At 64.8% G+C, this 19,628-nt stretch carries 21 protein-coding genes; 14 read left to right on the plus strand and 7 right to left on the minus strand.

Features of this window, described 5'->3' with window-relative positions:
- Positions 1–68 precede the first annotated feature (68 nt).
- The 5 genes from ACE3Q6_RS05510 to secB all read left to right on the plus strand — a co-directional run bounded on the left by ACE3Q6_RS05510 (position 69) and on the right by secB (position 4,771).
- Complete coding sequence (locus ACE3Q6_RS05510) at positions 69–1,010, plus strand: substrate-binding domain-containing protein (protein WP_374429494.1); 942 nt, start codon at positions 69–71, stop codon at positions 1,008–1,010.
- Positions 1,011–1,116: 106 nt separating this feature from the next.
- Positions 1,117–2,229 (plus strand): ABC transporter permease, encoded by a 1,113-nt coding sequence (locus ACE3Q6_RS05515; RefSeq protein WP_374429496.1) that lies wholly within the window; start codon positions 1,117–1,119, stop codon positions 2,227–2,229.
- 12 nt (positions 2,230–2,241) lie between these two features.
- A complete protein-coding gene (locus ACE3Q6_RS05520; protein WP_374429498.1) occupies positions 2,242–3,009 on the plus strand; it encodes an ATP-binding cassette domain-containing protein in 768 nt (255 codons plus the stop codon).
- A 39-nt stretch (positions 3,010–3,048) separates the two neighbouring features.
- A complete protein-coding gene (gene iolG / locus ACE3Q6_RS05525) occupies positions 3,049–4,050 on the plus strand; it encodes an inositol 2-dehydrogenase (RefSeq protein ID WP_374429500.1) in 1,002 nt (333 codons plus the stop codon).
- A gap of 193 nt (positions 4,051–4,243) precedes the next feature.
- Positions 4,244–4,771, plus strand: coding sequence for a protein-export chaperone SecB (secB, locus tag ACE3Q6_RS05530; protein ID WP_374429502.1), 528 nt, complete (start codon positions 4,244–4,246; stop codon positions 4,769–4,771).
- A 101-nt stretch (positions 4,772–4,872) separates the two neighbouring features.
- On the opposite strand, the gene dnaQ is transcribed toward secB, so the two are convergent.
- The 4 genes from dnaQ to ACE3Q6_RS05550 are packed head-to-tail and all read right to left on the minus strand — an operon-like array spanning position 4,873 to position 7,619.
- On the minus strand, positions 4,873–5,610 hold the full coding sequence (gene dnaQ / locus ACE3Q6_RS05535; RefSeq protein ID WP_374429504.1) for a DNA polymerase III subunit epsilon: 738 nt from the start codon (positions 5,608–5,610) through the stop codon (positions 4,873–4,875).
- On the minus strand, positions 5,603–6,199 hold the full coding sequence (gene coaE / locus ACE3Q6_RS05540; protein ID WP_374429507.1) for a dephospho-CoA kinase: 597 nt from the start codon (positions 6,197–6,199) through the stop codon (positions 5,603–5,605). The genes dnaQ and coaE overlap by 8 nt, the downstream gene beginning before the upstream one ends.
- The gene (locus tag ACE3Q6_RS05545) at positions 6,196–7,035 is read right to left on the minus strand and encodes a shikimate dehydrogenase (RefSeq protein ID WP_374429509.1); all 840 of its coding nucleotides are present in this window, start codon (positions 7,033–7,035) and stop codon (positions 6,196–6,198) included. The genes coaE and ACE3Q6_RS05545 overlap by 4 nt, the downstream gene beginning before the upstream one ends.
- The gene (locus ACE3Q6_RS05550) at positions 7,032–7,619 is read right to left on the minus strand and encodes a nucleoside triphosphate pyrophosphatase (RefSeq protein WP_374429512.1); all 588 of its coding nucleotides are present in this window, start codon (positions 7,617–7,619) and stop codon (positions 7,032–7,034) included. Before ACE3Q6_RS05550 ends, ACE3Q6_RS05545 begins: the two co-directional genes overlap by 4 nt.
- A 422-nt stretch (positions 7,620–8,041) precedes the next feature.
- Between ACE3Q6_RS05550 and ACE3Q6_RS05555 the strand changes: the two genes are divergently transcribed.
- The 7 genes from ACE3Q6_RS05555 to ACE3Q6_RS05585 all read left to right on the plus strand — a co-directional run bounded on the left by ACE3Q6_RS05555 (position 8,042) and on the right by ACE3Q6_RS05585 (position 15,387).
- Complete coding sequence (locus ACE3Q6_RS05555; protein WP_374429514.1) at positions 8,042–8,503, plus strand: CopD family protein; 462 nt, start codon at positions 8,042–8,044, stop codon at positions 8,501–8,503.
- A 120-nt stretch (positions 8,504–8,623) separates the two neighbouring features.
- Positions 8,624–9,895 carry a transcription termination factor Rho gene (gene rho / locus ACE3Q6_RS05560; RefSeq protein WP_374429516.1) on the plus strand — a complete coding sequence of 424 codons (1,272 nt, stop codon included), beginning with the start codon at positions 8,624–8,626 and terminating at the stop codon, positions 9,893–9,895.
- A 9-nt stretch (positions 9,896–9,904) separates the two neighbouring features.
- Complete coding sequence (mnmE, locus tag ACE3Q6_RS05565) at positions 9,905–11,188, plus strand: tRNA uridine-5-carboxymethylaminomethyl(34) synthesis GTPase MnmE (RefSeq protein WP_374429518.1); 1,284 nt, start codon at positions 9,905–9,907, stop codon at positions 11,186–11,188.
- 9 nt (positions 11,189–11,197) lie between these two features.
- On the plus strand, positions 11,198–13,060 hold the full coding sequence (gene mnmG / locus ACE3Q6_RS05570; protein ID WP_374429520.1) for a tRNA uridine-5-carboxymethylaminomethyl(34) synthesis enzyme MnmG: 1,863 nt from the start codon (positions 11,198–11,200) through the stop codon (positions 13,058–13,060).
- Complete coding sequence (gene rsmG, locus ACE3Q6_RS05575) at positions 13,057–13,692, plus strand: 16S rRNA (guanine(527)-N(7))-methyltransferase RsmG (protein WP_374429522.1); 636 nt, start codon at positions 13,057–13,059, stop codon at positions 13,690–13,692. The genes mnmG and rsmG overlap by 4 nt, the downstream gene beginning before the upstream one ends.
- Positions 13,685–14,488, plus strand: coding sequence for a ParA family protein (locus tag ACE3Q6_RS05580; protein ID WP_374429685.1), 804 nt, complete (start codon positions 13,685–13,687; stop codon positions 14,486–14,488). Before rsmG ends, ACE3Q6_RS05580 begins: the two co-directional genes overlap by 8 nt.
- On the plus strand, positions 14,485–15,387 hold the full coding sequence (locus ACE3Q6_RS05585; RefSeq protein ID WP_374429687.1) for a ParB/RepB/Spo0J family partition protein: 903 nt from the start codon (positions 14,485–14,487) through the stop codon (positions 15,385–15,387). Before ACE3Q6_RS05580 ends, ACE3Q6_RS05585 begins: the two co-directional genes overlap by 4 nt.
- On the opposite strand, the gene hemW is transcribed toward ACE3Q6_RS05585, so the two are convergent.
- The 3 genes from hemW to rph are packed head-to-tail and all read right to left on the minus strand — an operon-like array spanning position 15,388 to position 17,881.
- Positions 15,388–16,560 (minus strand): radical SAM family heme chaperone HemW, encoded by a 1,173-nt coding sequence (hemW, locus tag ACE3Q6_RS05590; protein ID WP_374429524.1) that lies wholly within the window; start codon positions 16,558–16,560, stop codon positions 15,388–15,390. It abuts the gene before it with no gap.
- A complete protein-coding gene (gene rdgB / locus ACE3Q6_RS05595; RefSeq protein WP_374429526.1) occupies positions 16,560–17,165 on the minus strand; it encodes an RdgB/HAM1 family non-canonical purine NTP pyrophosphatase in 606 nt (201 codons plus the stop codon). The genes hemW and rdgB overlap by 1 nt, the downstream gene beginning before the upstream one ends.
- Positions 17,165–17,881: a ribonuclease PH gene (gene rph, locus ACE3Q6_RS05600; RefSeq protein ID WP_374429528.1), complete on the minus strand. Its 717-nt coding sequence runs from the start codon at positions 17,879–17,881 to the stop codon at positions 17,165–17,167. Before rph ends, rdgB begins: the two co-directional genes overlap by 1 nt.
- Before the next feature lie 73 nt (positions 17,882–17,954).
- Here rph and hrcA point away from each other — a divergent pair, with 73 nt between their 5' ends.
- Both hrcA and ACE3Q6_RS05610 read left to right on the plus strand, forming a co-directional pair.
- The gene (gene hrcA / locus ACE3Q6_RS05605) at positions 17,955–19,025 is read left to right on the plus strand and encodes a heat-inducible transcriptional repressor HrcA (protein WP_374429530.1); all 1,071 of its coding nucleotides are present in this window, start codon (positions 17,955–17,957) and stop codon (positions 19,023–19,025) included.
- Between the two features lie 16 nt (positions 19,026–19,041).
- Positions 19,042–19,566, plus strand: a complete 525-nt coding sequence (locus ACE3Q6_RS05610; protein WP_374429532.1) for a nucleotide exchange factor GrpE — start codon at positions 19,042–19,044, stop codon at positions 19,564–19,566.
- Positions 19,567–19,628: the final 62 nt, after the last annotated feature.

A 19,628-nucleotide genomic window follows, 5' to 3' on the forward strand; every position in this document is an offset into this window, starting at 1 on the left:
AGGCGGTGCCGAGGCCACATGATTGAACCGCTGTAACGGACAGCGGCAATAACCGGGAGGAGATACCCATGAAGAAGACCCTGATCGTTGCAGGCTTTGCCTCGCTGCTGAGCACCACCGCGATGGCGGAAGGGATCGGCGTATCGATGGCGCTGTTCGACGACAACTTCCTGACCGTCCTGCGCAACGGCATCCAGGAGCAGGCGGATGCCGCCGGCCTGAAAGTGCAGATCGAGGACGCGCAGAACGACGTCGCCAAGCAGCTGGACCAGATCAACAACTTCATCGCCTCGGGCGTCGATGCGATCATCGTGAACCCGGTCGACACCTCGGCCACCCAGGCCATGTCGGACGCCGCCGCTGCTGCGAACATCCCGCTGGTCTATGTGAACCGCCAGCCGATCAACGTCGACTCGCTGCCCGACAACCAGGCTTTCGTCGCTTCCAACGAGTCGGAATCGTCGCGCCAGGGCTTCATCGAGCAGTGCAACCAGTGGAAGGCTGCCGGCAAGGATGAAGTCAGCGTCTACGTGATGCAGGGCGAACTGTCGAACCAGGCCGCCGTCCAGCGCACGCAAAACTACTACGACGTGATGGAAGCCGGCGAATGCGCGGTGAAGGTCAACGTGATCGACCAGCAGACCGCCAACTGGTCGCGGGATCAGGCGCAGTCGCTGATGACCAACTGGCTGTCGACCGGCACGGCCTTCGACGGCGTGCTGGCCAACAACGACGAGATGGCGCTGGGTGCAATCCAGGCGATGAAGGCGGCCGGGATCGACATGGCGTCGGTGATCGTTTCGGGCGTCGATGCGACCCAGGACGCGCTGGCCTCGATGCAGGCCGGTGAGCTTGACATCACCGTGTTCCAGAACGCAGCGGCCCAGGGCGGCGGCGCGCTGGATGCGGCGGTCAAGCTGTCGAAGGGCGAGGCGGTGGACCAGAAGGTCTACATCCCGTTCGAGCTGGTGACCCCGGCGAACATCGACGGCTACCTGTCGAAGAACTAAGCCCCTTCCGGGCACCTCGGGGCGGCTGGCAGCAGTCGCCCCGTTTTTCTGGCAGGATGGTGTACCATCGGCCAACCTGATTGCATCCTGGGGGAGGGACGGCGACGTGGCAGAGGCAACGCATGGCCTGGGCGGCCTGAAATACGATCCGGCAAAGCGGACGCGGGCGCCGGAATGGAACGTGTTCGGTGCGCTGGTGCTGATCGTCCTGGTCTTCGAGATCCTGAACCGGATGCAGGGGGGATCGTTCCTCTTCAACATGCGGGACAACGTCGACGCGATCTTCAACCAGCAGCGTCTGGACATCATGATCCTGCAGGTCGCGATCATCGGGATCATCGCTCTGGGGGTGACGCAGGTCATCATCATCGGGGGGATCGACCTGTCCTCTGGATCGGTCGTGGGGGCCACCGCGATGATCGTGATGAGCTTTGCCCAGACCGCGATGGTCAACGGCAACCCGAACCCGAAGGCGATCTTCGGCGATTGGGCGATGGACCTGCCGGTGATCGTGCCGATTGCCGTGGGTCTGGCCTGCGGGCTTCTGGCCGGACTTATCAACGGCTTGCTCGTGGCCTACACGAAGATCCCGCCCTTCATCGCCACGCTGGGCGTGATGGTCAGCGCCCGGGGCGTCGCGCGCTGGTGGTCGAACGGCCAGCCGGTGAGCTTTCCCACGGAAACCTATGGCACACTGGCCAACGGAGACCTCTTGGGCGGCATGACCTTCGGCCTTCTGTCCTGGCCGGGCCAGAACCCCGCCGTGGTCTTCGTCCTGCTGGCGATCCTGTTCCACGTCATCATGAGCTACACCCTTTACGGCAAGCGCTGCTATGCCATCGGGTCGAACGAGGCCGCAGCGCGGATGTCGGGGATCAACGTCGACCGCCACAAGGTGCTGGTCTATGCCATCGCCGGGCTGCTGGCGGCCGTGGCGGCGGTGCTTCTGACCTCGAAGAACCTGACGGCGCAGGCGGGCATGGGGGTGATGTATGAACTCGATGCCATCGCGATGGCGGTGATCGGCGGGGTCAGCCTTGCAGGTGGACGGGGGTCGATCCTGGGCACCGTCCTTGGCGCGGCGATCTTCTCCGTCATCATCTCGGGCTTCACCTCGATCAAGCTCGACGCCTACTACCAGGAGATGGTGAAGGGCGCGATCATCGTCGGCGCCGTGGTGCTGGACCAGTGGCGGCAACGCAAGCGGACTCGCGGGTAAGGGGGCAGAAGCATGTCGAAAATCATTCTGGAAACCCGTGGGCTGACCAAACACTACGGCGGCGTCCACGCGCTGGAAGACGCGAACTTTATCCTGCACGAGGGCGAGCATGTCGCCGTCGTGGGCGACAACGGGGCGGGCAAGTCCACCTTCGTGCGCCAGGTGACGGCGGTGGAGCAACGGACGAGCGGCGACATCATCTTCGACGGGCAGCCGGTAAGCTTCGCGGGACCGCTGGAGGCTCGGCAGGCGGGGATCGAGACCGTGTTCCAGACGCTGGCCCTGGCTGACGACCTGGACGTGCCGTCGAACCTGTTCCTCGGGCGCGAGCTCTTCAAGTTCAAGCTGGGGCCGTTCTCCTGGCTGGACCGCAAGACGATGCGTGACCGGACTCTGGAGGCGCTGAAGACGACGGCGGTGAAGATCCCCAACGTCGACAACCCGATCCGAAACATGTCGGGCGGGCAGCGGCAGTGCGTGTCGATCGCGCGCACGGCGGCCTTTGCCTCGAAGCTCGTCATCATGGATGAACCCACGGCGGCGCTGGGGGTGCAGGAAACGGCGCAGGTCGAGAACATCATCCGCGGGCTGAAGGACCGGGGCATCCCGATGATCCTGATCAGCCACAACCTGCGGCAGGTCTTCGATCTGGTGGACCGGATCGTGGTTTTCCGCCGGGGACGCATCGTCGCCTCCTTGCGGAAGGACGAGACCGACGGCAATGACATCGTGAGCTACATCACCGGCGTGAAGGGCGGCAGCGACGCCGCTTACGCCTGAGATTCGAAAGCCGGGGTCAGCCCGGGACAAGGAGAGACTATGACGATCAGGTTCGGGCTTCTGGGTGCGGGGCGCATCGGGAAGGTTCATGCGAAGGCGGTGACGGGGAACCCGGCGGCCAAGCTGGTGGCGGTAAGCGACGCGATGCCGGCGGCGGCGCAGGCGATTGCCGACCAGTATGGCTGCGACGTGCGGACGATCGACGCGATTGCGGCGGCCAAGGACATCGATGCGGTGGTGATCTGCACGCCGACGGACACCCATGCCGACCTGATCGAGCAGTTCGTGAAGGCGGGGAAGGCCGTGTTCTGCGAGAAGCCCATCGACCTGAGCCTCGCCCGTGTGAAGCAGTGCCTGGAGGTCGTGCGCGCCAACAAGGGCACCCTGATGGTCGGCTTCAACCGCCGCTTCGACCCGCATTTCCAGGCGGTGCGGGGGGAGATCGACAAGGGTACCATCGGGACGGTGGAAATGGTGACGATCACCAGCCGCGACCCGGGGGCTCCGCCGGTCGACTATATCAAGCGGTCGGGCGGCATCTTCCGGGACATGACGATCCATGACTTCGACATGGCGCGGTTCCTCTTGGGTGAGGAAGTGTCCGAGGTTTCGGCGATGGCGGCGGTTCTGGTGGACCCGGCGATCGGGAAGGCGGGGGACAGTGACTCGGTCCAGGTGATGCTGAAGACGGCGTCGGGGAAGATGGCGGTGATCTCGAACTCGCGCCGGGCGACCTATGGGTACGACCAGCGGATCGAGGTGCACGGGTCGGGCGGGTCTGTCGCGGCGGAGAACCAGCGGCCGGTCAGCATCGAAGTGGCTACCGGGGCGGGCTATACCCGGCCGCCGCTGCATGACTTCTTCATGACCCGCTATACCGAGGCCTATGCGGCCGAGATCGCGGCCTTCATCGACGCGATGGCGGGCAAGGCCAAGGCTTCGCCGTCCGGCGAGGATGGGCTGCTGGCCCTGGCCCTGGCCGAGGCGGCGCTGAAGTCGGTCGCCGAGGGTCGCGTCGTGAAGATGAGCGAGATTCTCTGAAATCTGTCCACGGTGGACAGTCTTTCCGGCTGAATGAAATCAGGCGCTTAGCCGTATGCATTCAGGAAGTGTTAGCAATGGCCGGCCCTCGGGTCGGCCATTTTCGCATGGCCCGGGGGCCACACACGGCTTTGCATTGAGACCGGCCCCCCGGTCTGATAGAAGGCCGCAAATCCCGTGAGGAGAGACGGATATGGGTCAGGAAACCCCAGCAGACAACGGCGCGGCGACGACGGCGGCGGCACCGCCGCAGATCAAGATGCAGGTTCTGGCGCAGTACGTGCGCGACCTTTCGTTCGAGAATGCCGTGGTGCAGAAGGGCCTGAGCGCCGGAGAGGTCCAGCCGGACATCCAGGTCGCGGTCAGCCTGGACGCACGCAAGCGCCCGGTGGCGAACCAGTATGAGGTCATCACCAAGTTCAAGGTGACCTCGAAGAACAAGGTCAACGGCGACGTGCTGTTCCTGCTGGAGCTGGAATATGGCGGGACCTTCCACATCGAGGGCGTTTCGGACGAGCAGATCCACCCGTTCCTGCTGATCGAATGCCCGCGGCTGCTGTTCCCCTTCGTGCGCCGGATCATCTCGGACGTGACGCGCGACGGTGGCTTCCCGCCGCTGAACGTGGATACGGTGGATTTCATGGCGCTGTACCGGCAGGAGCTGGCACGGCGGGCGCAGGCGCAGGCGGCTTCGGCGGCGCCGACCGAAAAGGTCAACTGACTTTTGGTCGGGTGGGGGGGCGGCGTCCCCCTCACCCTGACCCTCTCCCCCCCGGGGAGAGGGGACGCTTGGGGAACGGGCAGCGCCCGGTTCTTTGGGCGTCAGACGTCCTTCTTCCAGATTGCGGCGTCCCCCAACTTGGCCAGCATCGCAGCGTGGGCGGCGAGTTCCTCTTCGGTGATCCGGGGTGGAAGCGGTTCGGGCCGAGGGCGCGGGCGCCAGGTGATAAGGTCACCCGAGGCACTGCGGGCCGGCGCCGGGGCGGCGCTGGAGAGAACCAGGTCGGGCTGGCGGCCGCCAATCAGCTCTAGATAGACCTCGGCCAGGATTTCGCTGTCGAGCAGCGCGCCATGCTTTTCGCGCATCGAGTTGTCGATGCCGAAACGGCGGCAGAGCGCGTCGAGCGAGGCGGGGGAGCCGGGGAATTTCGACCGGGCGATCATCAGCGTGTCGGTCGCGCGGGCGAAGGGAAGGCCCGGGAGGCCGCAGCGTTCGAGCTCGAAATTCAGGAATTTCATGTCGAAGGCGGCGTTGTGGATCACCAGCTGCGCGTCGCCGACGAAATCGAGGAAGGCCTGTCCGATGCGGGCGAAGACCGGCTTGTCGCGCAGGGTCACGCCGCCGGGGACGGGCTTGCCGGGGGTTTCCAGGATGTCATGGCCGATCCCGTGCACCTCGAAGGCCGCGACGGGCATGCCGCGTTCGGGGTTGATGTACTGGTGGTAGGTGCGGCCGGTGGGCAGATGGTTGTACAGCTCGACTGCGCCGATTTCGACGATGCGGTGGCCCTCGGCGGGCTCGAAGCCCGTGGTTTCGGTGTCGAGGACGATTTCACGCATCTTTGGCCCGCCGGATGTCTGTCAGCACTTGTTTCACAGCCTGGCGGGCGGCTTCAAGGCTGGTCGTGGGGATGATGTAGTCGGCGCGAGCGCGCTTCTCGGCGTCGGGAAGCTGGCGGGCGAGGATGGTCTGGAATTCAGCCTCGGTCATCGCGCCACGGTCAAGGACGCGCTGGCGCTGGACCTCGGGCGGGGCGGAGACGACGGCGACGGCGTCACAGGCCTTGTCGAGGCCGATTTCATACAGGAGGGGGACGTCGAGGAGGAGGATTTCGGCATCCTTGTGGGCGGCGATGAAGGCGGCGCGGTCGGCGGCGACGAGGGGGTGGACTGCGGCGTTGAGACGGTCAAGTGCGGTGGGGTCGGCCTGGATCAGCGCGCGGAGCGTGGCGCGGTTGACGCTGCCGTCAGGGTCGATGGCGTTGGTGAAAAGGCTTTTCACGGCCAGTGCGGCAGGCTGGCCGGGTTGGTACAGGCGGTGGACGGTGGCGTCGGCGTCCCAGACGGGGATACCTTCCTCGGCGAACATCTTCGCCGTCGTGGACTTGCCCATGCCGATTGAGCCGGTAAGGCCAAGGATGAAGCTCATGCGGAAAGCACGGCCTTGCGGGTGGCCTCGTCCACTTCGGGCCTGGTGCCGAACCAGCGTTCAAAGCCGGGGGCGGCCTGGTGGAGGAGCATCCCAAGGCCGTCGACGATGATGCCGCCGCGTTCCTCGGCCTCGATCAGGAATTGGGTCTTGAGGGGCGTGTAGACGAGGTCGTTGCAGACCGCACCGGGGTTCAGGCGGTGCATGGGCACGTTGAAGTCCTGCTTGCCGGTCATGCCAAGCGCGGTGGTGTTGATGACGGTGACGGCGTCATCGAGAAGGTTCGGGGCCTGCACCCATTCGTGGACGTGGATCTTGGCACCGAAGTCCTGGCGGATCGCGTCGGCGCGGGCGCGGGTGCGGTTGGCAAGGCGGATTTCGGGGACGCCGACCTCGATCAGCGCGGCGACGACGGCGCGGGCGGCACCGCCTGCCCCAAGCACGACGGCGGGGCCGGAGGCGGGTTTCCAGTCGGGGACATGTTGGCGGAGGTTCGCGATGAAGCCCGAGCCGTCGGTGTTGTCGGCGTGGATCTTGCCATCCTTGCGAAAGATCAGCGTGTTGGCCGCCCCGATCAGCGCGGCGCGGTCGGTGACAACGTCGGCGATCTGGAGGATGGCTTCCTTGTGCGGGATGGTGACGTTGCAGCCGACGAAGCCGAGTTCCGGGAGGGTTCGCAGGAGGCGGGGCAGGTCGACGGGGGCGATGTCGATCGGGATGTAGTGGCCCTTGATGCCGTAGCGTTTCAGCCAGTAGCCGTGCAGCGCGGGGCTGCGGCTGTGGGCGATGGGGTGGCCCAGGACGGCGGCAAGCGGGATGCGGGGGTGATCGGTCATGTGGCGATCATGCCCCGGTTCCCCATCCAAGCCAACAGCGGCAGAAGCGGTAGGCCGAGAATGGTGAAATGGTCGCCGGTGATGGCCGAGAAGAGGCGGACGCCTTCCTCCTCGACCTTGTAGCAGCCGACGGAGTGGCGGATGGAGTCCCAGTTCCGGGTCACGTAGTCGTCCAGGTAGGCGTCGGAGATGGGGTGCATGGTCAGGCGGGCCTCAGACACGTGGCGCCAGACGGGTTCGGCGTTCTCATAGACGACGGAGGCGGAGAGGAGTTTGTGGGTCTTGCCTCTGAGCTGGCGGAGTTGGTTGCGGGCGTCGTCGGGGGTCTCGGGTTTGGCGAAGGTCTGGCGGTCGAGCGCGAGGACCTGGTCGCAGCCGAGGACGAGCGAGGTGGGGTGCTTTTCGGCGACCTTGCGGGCTTTCATCTCGGCCAGGGCATCGGCGATGTCGCGGGGGGAGGCACCCTCGGCCACAAGGGCGTCGCGGATGGTCGCCTCATCGACGCGGGGGGCGACAGGGGTGGGATCGAGGCCCGCGGCGCGGAGCATCTGGAGCCGCGTGGGGGAGGTGGAGGCGAGGATCATGGACGGGGGCAAGGCTGTGAATATCCTCGGTTTGTTCCTGGGTCCCGGATGGGGGTCATCTGGGGCCTTCGGCGGGTTCTGTGGGCAGACGGGCAGTCCTGCGGAGACTGGGCCAGAGATATCCCGCTGTGCGCGGGTTTGTCACGCGGGACGGGAGAAATGGTTGTGCCGGGGGTGGGGATGGCCGTTTCCTGTGGATAGTCTGCGGCATTAACTTTTCATAAATACTTGTTTTCACGGTATTTTATTACGTTCCGGCGCCGGGGCAGCCAGTTTTCCCGGATTTGTCCCCAATGCCCTCCTTGTGGATGGATCTGGGGGCCGGCAAGGAAATCCCGTCTTCCACAGGGCCTACATCATCCACATTCCTTCTTTTCTTTATTCTTTATAGAAGGAGGGGCGCAGCGACCGAGGACAGGGACATGCTTGAGACGATCACCGATTTCCTGGCCGACTGGTACCTGGTGACCAAGTCGCTGCATGTCGTCTCGGTGATCTCGTGGATGGCGGGGATCTTCTACCTGCCGCGGCTGTTCGTCTATCACGTCGAGCAGGTGGAGGCCGGGTCGAAGACGGATGCGATGTTCCAGACGATGGAGCGGCGGCTCCTGCGCGGGATCATGAACCCGGCGATGGTGGGGACCTGGGTCTTCGGCCTGGCGCTGGTGTTCACGCCCGGCGTGGTCGACTGGTCCTTCGTCTGGCCCTGGGTGAAGGCGGCGGCCGTGCTGGGGATGACCTGGTTCCACCACTGGCTGGGCTACCGCCGCAAGGAGTTCATCGCAGGGACCAACACGCGCTCTGGCCGGACCTACCGGCTGATGAACGAGGTGCCGACGATCCTCATGCTGGTCATCGTGTTTGCAGTCATCACCCGCTTCTGATTGACTTTCGCGACGTCTGCGCTTAGGTGCGGCTTTGCAGGGCCGTCCGGTCCATCGCATCTCCCGTTGCACATCTGCTGAGACCCCCGCGAAAGGGCGTGGTCCGCACAAAGGTATCCCATGACTGTTGAACGCCTGAACCTTGCCGAACTGAAGGCCAAGACCCCCGCCGATCTGCTGGCGATGGCCGAGGAGTGGGAGATCGAGAACGCGCCCAGCATGCGCAAGGGCGAGATGATGTTCTCGCTTCTGAAAGAGCATGCCGAGGAAGGCTGGGAGATCGGCGGCGACGGCGTGCTGGAAGTGCTGCAGGACGGGTTCGGGTTCCTGCGGTCGCCGGAAGCCAACTACCTGCCGGGTCCGGACGACATCTACGTTTCGCCCGAGATGATCCGCCAGTTCTCGCTTCGCACCGGCGACACCATCGAAGGCGTCATCAAGGCACCGCAGGACAACGAGCGCTATTTCAGCCTGACCAAGGCCACGAAGATCAACTTCGACGACCCGGAGAAGGCCAAGCACAAGGTCCACTTCGACAACCTGACGCCCCTGTACCCCGATGAGCGGCTGAAGATGGAAGTCGAGGACCCGACGATCAAGGACCGTTCGGCCCGGATCATCGACCTCGTCTCGCCCATCGGGAAGGGCCAACGCGGGCTGATCGTGGCGCCGCCGCGGACCGGCAAGACGGTGCTTCTGCAGAACATCGCGCATTCCATCGCGACCAACCATCCCGAGTGCTACCTGATCGTCCTTCTGATCGACGAACGGCCCGAAGAAGTCACCGACATGCAGCGCACGGTGAAGGGGGAGGTCGTCGCCTCGACCTTCGACGAACCGGCGACGCGGCACGTGGCGGTGGCGGAAATGGTGATCGAGAAGGCCAAGCGGCTGGTCGAACACAAGCGCGACGTGGTGATCCTTCTCGACTCCATCACCCGTCTGGGCCGCGCGTTCAACACGGTGGTCCCGTCCTCCGGCAAGGTGCTGACCGGTGGTGTGGACGCGAACGCGCTGCAGCGGCCGAAGCGGTTCTTCGGTGCGGCGCGGAACATCGAGGAAGGCGGGTCGCTGACCATCATCGCCACCGCGCTGATCGACACCGGCAGCCGGATGGACGAAGTGATCTTCGAAGAATTCAAGGGCACCGGTAACTCGGAAATCGTGCTTGACCGCAAGGTCGCCGACAAGCGCGTCTTCCCGGCGATGGACATCCTGAAGTCCGGCACCCGGAAAGAGGACCTGCTGGTCGACAAGACCGACCTGCAGAAGACCTACGTGCTGCGCCGCATCCTGAACCCGATGGGCACGACGGATGCGATCGAGTTCCTTATCTCGAAGCTGAAGCAGACGAAGACGAACTCGGAATTCTTCGAGTCGATGAACACCTAAGGCGGGGCGATGGACACGATCTATGCCCTCGCCACGGCGCGGGGTCGGTCGGGCCTCGCTGTGGTACGGATCTCGGGACCGGGCGCGGTGGCGGCCGGTCTTGCGCTTTGTGGGACGCTGCCTGCGCCGCGCGTGGCGGGGTTGCGCCGGCTGGTCTGGGGCGGGGAACTGCTGGACGAAGCTTTGGTGGTTTCCTTCGCCGAGGGCGCAAGCTTCACCGGCGAGGCGGTGGTGGAGCTGCACTGCCACGGCGGCCCGGCGGTGGTGGGCGCGGTGCTGCGAGCACTGTCCGAGCAACCGGGGTTGCGGCTGGCTGAGCCGGGGGAGTTCACGCGGCGGGCGCTGGAGAACGGCGTGCTGGACCTGGCGCAGGTCGAGGGGCTGGCGGACCTGATCGATGCCGAGACCGAGGCGCAGCGGCGGCAAGCGGTGCGGGTGCTGTCGGGGTCGGTGGGCCAGAAGGTGGACGGCTGGCGGCGCGATCTGATCCGGGCGGGGGCGCTTTTGGAGGCAACCATCGACTTTGCGGACGAGGACGTGCCGGTGGACGTCTCGCCCGAAGTGCTGGCGCTGATCGATGGTCTTATGGCTGACCTGGGGCGCGAGGCAGCGGGGGTGACGGCGGCGGAGCGGATCCGAGACGGGTTCGAGGTCGCCATCGTCGGTGCTCCTAACGCCGGGAAGTCGACGCTGCTCAATCAGCTGGCGGGACGCGAGGCGGCGATCACATCCGAGATCGCGGGGACGACGCGCGACGTGATCGAGGTGCGGATGGAGATCGCCGGGCTGCCGGTGACCTTCCTGGACACGGCAGGCCTGCGCGAGACCGAGGATCGGCTGGAACGCGCCGGGATCGAGCGGGCTTTGGCCCGGGCCGAAGTGGCGGATTTGCGGCTGTTCCTGACGGATGGGTCGCCTCTGCCGCTGGATCCGGTCGGCGATGATCTGGTGGTTCTTGGGAAATCGGATACCAAATCTGGTTGGTCGGGGCTGGCTGTGTCTGGGAAAACGGGTTTGGGCGTGCCGGAATTGATGGCGCGGATTGGCGAAATCCTTGGGGAACGCGTGGGGTCCGCCGGCGCGTTGGTGCGCGAGAGGCATCGCGTCGCTGTTACAACGGCGATTGCTGCTCTGGCCGAGTCACGGGCGGAAGTGGTAAGACCTGACTCGCGCGTCGAGCTGGCGGCGGAGCATCTTCGGCAAGCCGTCCGGGCCTTGGATGCCCTGGTCGGCCGAGTGGATGTCGACGACCTTCTGGGCGAGATTTTCGCCAGCTTCTGCATCGGTAAGTGAGGGTTTCACGTGAAACACTACGACGTCATCGTGATCGGCGGCGGCCATGCGGGGGCCGAAGCGGCTGCCGTTGCGGCGCGGATGGGCGTGTCTGTTGCGCTGGTGACGCTGCGAGTGGAGACGCTGGGCGCGATGTCCTGCAACCCGGCGATTGGCGGGCTTGGGAAGGGCCACCTTGTTCGCGAGATCGACGCGTTGGACGGAGTGATGGGCCGGATGGCCGACCGGGCTGGGATCCAGTTCCGGTTGCTGAACCGTCGGAAGGGGCCTGCTGTGCAGGGTCCGCGCGCGCAGATCGACCGGCGTCTTTACCGTGAGGCAATGCGGGCAGAACTGCTGGCGACACCAGGGCTCGATGTAATCGAAGGGGAAGTTGCCGGGCTTCGGATGGCTGGCGGCGCAGTGTCCGGCGTGGTGCTGGCCTCGGGCGTGGAGCTGGCTTCGGGCCGGATCGTGCTGACGGCCGGGACGTTCCTGAACGGGGTGATCCACATCGGCGACCGTCGGATGTCGGGCGGGCGGATGGGCGATTCGCCGTCGAAACTGCTGGCGGCCCAACTGTCGGAACTGGCGCTGCCCGTCGGGCGGCTGAAGACAGGCACTCCGCCGCGACTGGATGGGCGGACCATCGACTGGGCGCGGTTGGAAAGCCAGCCGGGGGATGAAGTGCCGTCGGTGTTTTCCTTCCTGAACCGGGCCCCGGAAGCACGGCAGATCAGCTGCGGAATTACTCATACGTCCGAGGCAACACACCAGATCGTGCGGGATAACCTCGACCGCTCTGCCATGTATGGTGGTCATATCGAAGGCGTCGGTCCGCGCTATTGCCCGTCAATCGAGGACAAGGTGGTGCGCTTCGCCGACAAGACCTCGCATCAGGTCTTCCTGGAGCCGGAGGGGCTGGACGACCACACGGTCTATCCGAACGGCCTCTCGACCTCGCTGCCGGAAGAGGTGCAGCATGCCTATATCCATACGATCCCGGGCCTGGAGCAGACAGTGATCCTGCAACCCGGCTACGCCATCGAGTACGACTATTTCGACCCTCGGGGCCTGCATCGAACGCTGGAAACCCGCGCAGTGGCGGGCCTGTACTTCGCAGGACAGATCAACGGAACGACGGGGTATGAGGAAGCGGGGGCACAAGGGCTTGTAGCTGGTCTGAACGCAGCTGCTGCAGCTAGTGGCCGTCCAGCGGTCGAGTTCAGCCGGACAGACAGTTATATCGGCGTCATGATCGACGACCTGACGTCCCGAGGCGTGACTGAACCCTACCGCATGTTCACCTCGCGTGCCGAGTTCCGGCTGACAGTGCGGGCAGACAATGCAGACCGGCGGCTGACGCCACTGGGGTTGGCGGCCGGGTGTGTTTCGGATCTCCGGCGTGCGGCCTTCGAAGCCAAAGTGGAAGCGCTGGAGGCGGGCCGCGAGGCTTTGTCCGCGGTGATGATCGGACCCAAAGCGCTGAACGACGCCGGGATCGCCGTCAGCAAGGACGGTGGCAAAAGGTCGGCTTACGATGTGCTGTCGCTTCCTGGCGTCGAGCTCGATGTTGTTGCAAAGGCCTTCCCTGCCTACGAGATGCTGAGTTTCGAGGTTCTTGAACAACTACAGGTCGATTCCACATACGACCGCTATTCGGACCGGCAAGCGAAGGAAGTCGCGGATCTGCGGAAACAGGAAACACAGCGAATCCCGGTGGACTTCGATTACAGCCGGATTTCCGGCCTTTCGAATGAACTCAAGCAGAAGCTGACACGGGCGCAACCTGAGTCGATTCTCCAAGCTTCCCGCATAGAAGGTGTTACGCCCGCTGCGCTTCTTCTTGTCCTTGCGCACTTGCGCAAACCCAGCGACCGGCTTGCGGGATGACAAAAGTCGACGCGCTTTCCGTAGGCGGAGTGAGTGTTTCACGTGAAACATTCCAGGCTCTCCAGAATTTCGAAGCCCTCGTCCGCCGTTGGAACACAGCGATCAATCTCGTCAGCAAGTCTACGCTTCCCCAGCTGTGGGAGAGACACATCGCTGATTCGGCGCAGATTTTCTCTTTGTGCCCGGCTGACGCGCGAGTCTGGGTCGATTTGGGAGCTGGGGGAGGCTTTCCGGGGCTAGTCGTTGCGATCATCGCGCAAGAGAGACTGCCCAACTTCCGCGTGACGCTTGTCGAGTCGGACCTCCGCAAAGCCACGTTTCTGCGCCAGGCCGCGAAAGCTTTGGATTTGGCAGTTACTGTACGCGCGGAACGGATCGAAGCGCTTGAGCCGATGCACGCGGATGTCCTGTCGGCGCGAGCACTCGCAGCGCTGCCCGCGCTCATTGGTTATGGTGCGCTTCACTTGAAGCCTGATGGCATCGGGATCTTCCCGAAAGGTGCGCGCCATCAGGAAGAGCTTGCCCAAGCCCGAAAGGACTGGGCTTTCGATGTTGACTCGCAGCCAAGCCTGTCAGATGGCGAGGCTGCAATACTTGTGATCAGGAACATCCATCGTGTCCGCAATGACTGACGGCCCCTACATCCTTGCGCTTGCCAACCAGAAGGGCGGCGTCGGAAAGACGACGACAGCGATCAACCTGGCTGCGGGGCTGGCAGAACTTGGCAAGAGAGTCCTTCTTGTGGACATCGATCCACAAGGCAACTCGTCCACCGGATTGGGCGTACGACCGGACGCGCGGAAGAAGACCAGCTATGACCTGATTGTCGACGGCGCTGACCTACAAGATGTAGTAATGGAGACCGGGGTGCCGGACATCCTGATCATCCCGGCCAATGCGGACCTGTCCTCTGCGGATCTGGACATCGTGTCGAACGAGAAGCGCAGTTTCCTGCTGCACGACGCCTTGCGCCGGCCCGAGATGGACCAGTACGGGTTCGACTACATTCTGATCGACTGCCCGCCTGCGCTGAGCTTGCTGACAGTCAACGCTCTAGTCGCCGCGCATTCGGTCCTTGTCCCACTGCAGTGCGAGTTCTTTGCGCTGGAGGGTCTGTCGCAGCTGATGCTGACGATTCGCGACGTCCGTCGTTCCGCCAACCCGGACCTGAGGATCGAAGGTGTTGTGTTGACGATGCATGACCGCCGCAACAGGTTGACAGCGCAAGTCGAAGCGGACGCGCGGGCGAATATGGGCGAGCTGGTGATGAAGACGACGATTCCCCGGAACGTCCGCATCAGCGAGGCGCCGTCCTATGCCCTGCCGGTGCTGACCTATGATCCGGGATCGAAAGGCGCGGAAGCCTACCGGGCCTTGGCGAAAGAGATCGCGGATCGCCGTAAAACCCCCGAAGTTTCAGAGGCCTGAGCATGTCGAAGAACGAAAGAAGAGGCCTTGGCCGTGGGTTGTCCGCGTTGATGGCAGACGTCCATCTCGCGGGTCCGGAGCAGATGGCATCGGCACGGAAGGCCGAGCTGCACGTGCCTGTAGACAAGCTGGAGCCGAACCCGCAGCAGCCGCGTCTGGATTTTCGGCAGGAAGAGCTCGAATCATTGGCTGATTCGATTCGGCAAAAGGGAGTTATCCAACCGCTGATTGTGCGGCGGAAGCCCGGGCGGGACGCTTATGAAATCGTGGCCGGAGAGCGGCGCTGGCGGGCGGCGCAATTGGCTCAGCTGCACGAAGTTCCCGTTGTTGTACGGGACCTTAGCGACTCGGAAGTGCTGGAAGTCGCGATCATCGAAAACATCCAGCGCGCGGACCTGAACGCCATTGAAGAGGCGCTGGGGTTCCGCCAACTGATGTCCCGATTCGGGCATACGCAGGAAAAGCTGGCCGAGGCCCTGTCGAAAAGCCGCAGCCATGTCGCGAATCTGTTGCGGCTGCTGACGCTGCCCGATGATGTGCAGAACCTGGTGCGCGACGGGAAGCTGTCTGCGGGCCATGCACGCGCGCTGATTGGCAGCCCGAGGGCCTCGGAACTGGCGGCGCAGATTGTCGCGAAGTCGCTTTCAGTCCGCGAAGTCGAGCGGCTGATGAAGGCGCAGGACAGCGCGAAGCCCTCCAGTCCAAGGGCGGCCAAGGGCGCGGAAAAGGATGCGGACACGCGGGCGCTGGAGGGGGACCTTTCTGCGAACCTGAAGATGCCGGTACGGATTGAACACTCGTCGGGTGGCGAGAGTGGGGAGTTGGTGATCCGGTACGGTTCGCTGGAGGACCTCGATAGGTTGTGCCGAATTTTGTCCCAGCTACCAGATGAAGATTGATCAGTCGGCGGACTGACGGTCGGCCAGAAGGGCGCGGAGGATGCCGTTCAGCATCATCACGCCCTGGTCCGTCGTGCGGATGGTGTCGCCGTCGCGGGTGAGAAGGCCGAGGGCCTCGACCTCGGCGAGGGCCTGTTCCGACAGGGGCTGTCCGGCAAGACCGGCGAAGCGCGAGAGCGATGCGCCTTCGCGGAGGCGGAGAGCGAACATCAGGTATTCGCTGGCGCGGTCCTCGGCGGCGAGGCGGTCGGTGGTTTCGGCGGACCCTGGGTTGGCGAGGGTGCGGGTCAGCCAAGGGGTGGGCTGGCGTTCGGCCTCCGTCGCGAATCGGGCCGAATCAAGGGTGAGTCGGCCGTGGGCGCCGGGGCCGATGCCGGCGTAGTCGCCCATGCGCCAGTAGATCAGGTTGTGGCGTGATTCGTCGCCGGGTCGGGCGTGATTCGACACCTCGTAGGCGGGGAGGCTGGCTTGCCGCGTGATCTCTTGCGTCAGTTCGAACATGTCGGCGGAGAGGTCTTCCTCGGGGAGGCCCTTGAGCAGGTTCTTGGCGTGCATCTGGCCGAAGACGGTGCCGTCCTCGATGGTCAGTTGGTAAAGCGAGAGGTGGCTGGTGCCGAAGTCGATCGCGCGGTGGAGTTCGTCGCGCCAGGCGGGAAGGGTCTGGTTCTGGCGGGCGTAGATCAGGTCGATGGAGACGCGGTCGAAGGTGAATTGAGCGATGGCGATGGCTTTGGCCGCCTCATCCACCGTGTGCATCCGGCCGAGGCGGCGGAGGTCGTCGGGGTCAAGGGATTGGATTCCAAGGGAAACGCGGTTGACGCCGGCTTTGGCGTAGCCGTCGAAGCGGGCGGCCTCGACGCTGCCGGGGTTGGCTTCGAGGGTGATCTCGACGTCGTTCGCGAGGGTCCAGGTGGCGCGGATGCGGTCGAGGATGCCCTGGACGGTTGCGGCCTCCATCAGGGAAGGTGTGCCGCCGCCGAAGAAGACGGTGTTGAGGATGCGGCCTTCCGTGAGGGCGCCGATGCGGTCGATTTCGAGTTCGAAGGCGCGGAGCCACTGGGTCTGGTCGATGCGGGCGGCGACGTGGCTGTTGAAGTCGCAGTAGGGGCATTTCGACTGGCAGAAGGGCCAGTGGAGATAGAGGCCGAAGCCGGCGTGGCGCCAGTCTTCCATCAGGGGAACAGGGCGGCGACGAGTTTCTGGAAGGCGTCGGCGCGGTGGGAGAGGCGGTTCTTCTCCCAGCGGTCCATCTCGCCGAAAGTCTGGGTGTAGCCGTCGGGCATGAAGATGGGGTCGAAGCCGTGGCCTTGTTCGCCGCGGCCGGGCCAGACCAGGCGGCCGGGGGATTTACCTTCAAAGACAAGGTCTTGGCCGTCTGGGTGCGCGAGGACGAGGGTGCAGCAGAACTGGGCGGTGCGGGGTTCAGGGGCGTTGATGGCCTCCAGCTCGCGCCAGACACGCTCCATGCCTACGGCGAAGTCGCGGCCTTTGGCGGTGGTGGCCCAGTCGGCGGTGAAGACGCCGGGGGCTCCGCCAAGCGCGTCGACGGCGAGGCCGGAGTCGTCGGCTAGCGCAACGAGGCCAGAGGCTTTCGCGGCGGCGTGGGCCTTGAGGCGGGCGTTGCCGACGAAGGTGGTCTCGGTTTCCTCCGGTTCGGGGAGGCCGAGGTCTCCGGCCCCCACGACGGTGATGTCGAAGGCGGCCAGATGATCGGCGATCTCTTCCAGCTTGCCACGGTTGTGGGTGGCGACCAGGAGGCGATCCCCGCGGTGCAGCATCAGAGGCCCAGGGCCGCTTTCTGGGCGGCGACAAGGGCGGCGTTGCCCTGGCGGGCGAGGTCGAGGAGGTGGAGGAGTTCGTCCTGACTGAAGGCGGAGCCCTCGGCGGACATCTGGACCTCGATCAGCTTCCCGGCGCCGGTCATCACGAAGTTGCCGTCGGTCCCGGCGGCCGAATCCTCGGCGTAGTCGAGGTCGAGGACGGGCTGGCCGGCATAGACGCCGCAGGAGACGGCGGAAACGTGGTCGAGGATCGGGTCGGAGGTGATCACGCCGGAGGTCAGGAGCTTGTTGACCGCCAGCCGCAGAGCGACCCAGCCCCCGGTGATCGAGGCGCAGCGGGTGCCGCCGTCGGCCTGGATCACGTCGCAGTCGACGACGATCTGGCGTTCGCCCAGGGCCTGACGGTCCACGCCCGCGCGGAGGGAGCGACCGATAAGCCTTTGAATTTCCTGGGTTCTTCCGGACTGCTTGCCCGCCGCCGCCTCACGACGCGTCCGCGAATTGGTGGCGCGGGGCAGCATCCCGTATTCCGCCGTCACCCAGCCCTGGCCGGTGTTCTTCAGAAAAGGGGGCGCCTTGTCCTCGATCGTGGCTGAACACAGGACATGCGTTTCGCCCATCTTGATCAGGCAGGAGCCTTCGGCATGTTTCATCACGTTGGTTTCGATTGAAACCGCCCGAAGATCGCTTAGTTTTCTGCCTGACGGGCGCATTGCTGGACCTTTCGCTGGAATGCGGCCACATATGCAACCACAGGCACCGGATGCAAGGCCGATTGCTGAACCCATGACCACCCCGCAACCCATCCTTAGCGACATGAACGACCGCACCCGCGAGGTCTTCCGGCGGGTGGTCGAGGGCTATCTGTCCTCCGGTGAGCCGGTGGGCTCGCGGACGTTGACGCGCACGATGTCCGAGAAGGTCTCGGCCGCGACGGTGCGGAACGTGATGCAGGATCTGGAGTATCTGGGGCTGCTGGACAGCCCGCATGTCTCGGCGGGGCGCATTCCGACGCAGATGGGTCTGCGGATGTTCGTCGACAGCCTGCTGGAGGTGGGCCAGGTCGCGCCGGAGGATCAGGAGAAGATCGACGCCACTCTGGGCGTGAATGACCACGACGTGACGACCCTCCTGGACGAGGTCGGCGCTGCGCTGTCGGTCATCACGCGAGGGGCGAGCGTGGTGCTGGCGCCGAAGCGGGAAGCGGCGATCCGGCATATCGAGTTCGTGAGCCTTGGGCCGGATCGGGCGCTGGTGGTGCTGGTCTTTGCCGACGGGCAGGTGGAAAACCGGGTTTTCGTGCCGCCGCCGGGGCAGACGCCGTCCTCGATGCGTGAAGCGGCGAATTTCCTGAATGCTTTGGCCGAGGGGCTGACGCTGTCCGAGCTTCGGGCGCGGATCGTCAGCGAGATCGCGCACCGGCGGCAAGAGATCGACTCCCTCGCGCGGGACCTGGTGGAAAGTGGCCTTGCGCTCTGGGAAAACGCGGGCGAACCGTCCGAGCGGCTGATCGTCCGCGGCCGGTCGAACCTGATTGGCGAGGCAGCGGATCAGGCCGAGATCGACCGAATCCGCGTGCTGTTCGACGACCTGGAACGCAAGCGGGACATTGCCGAATTCCTGAACCTGACCGAGGCGGGCGAAGGTGTGCGCATTTTTATCGGGTCCGAGAACAAGCTTTTCTCACTTTCCGGTTCAAGTCTGGTGGTTTCTCCCTATATGAACGCTGATCGAAAGATCATCGGCGCGGTGGGCGTCATCGGTCCGACTCGGCTGAACTATGGCCGCATCGTCCCGATCGTCGATTACACCGCCCAGCTGGTGGGCCGCCTGGTCAGTGACCGCGGCAAGGGCTGAAGAAGGACGAAGCGCAATGTCGCAGGAAGAAACCACCTCGCCTCAGGTGGACGTGGAAGAGTTTGAACCGCAAGTCGATGAGCTGGAGGCCCTTCGGGCCGAGCGCGACGAGCTGCGCGACAAGTTCATGCGGGTGCTGGCGGATGCCGAGAACAGCCGCAAGCGGGCCGAGCGGGACCGGAAAGAGGCCGAGATGTATGGCGGCACGCGCCTGGCGCGCGACCTGCTGCCGGTCTACGACAACCTGAACCGCGCGATTCAGGCGATCCCGGAGGAGTCTCGGGCGGCCTCGGCCGCGCTGATCGAGGGGGTTGAGCTCACCCTGCGTGAGCTGACCAATGTTATGACGAAGCACGGGATCACGATGATTTCTCCGGCGGTCGGGGATCAGTTCGACCCGCAGCTGCACCAGGCGATGTTCGAAGCGCCTCTGCCGGGGACCAAGGCCGGGCAGATCATCCAGGTGGCGACGGAAGGCTTCCTGCTCCACGACCGGCTGCTGCGCCCGGCGCAGGTCGGGGTGTCGTCGAACGTCGGTTGAGCTGTAGGGTGCGCCAACAAGTCGCACCCGCCCGGTGTGGGCCAACAAAGGCGACACCACGC

Source organism: Tabrizicola sp. (assembly GCF_041913445.1).
GTDB lineage: Bacteria > Pseudomonadota > Alphaproteobacteria > Rhodobacterales > Rhodobacteraceae > Tabrizicola.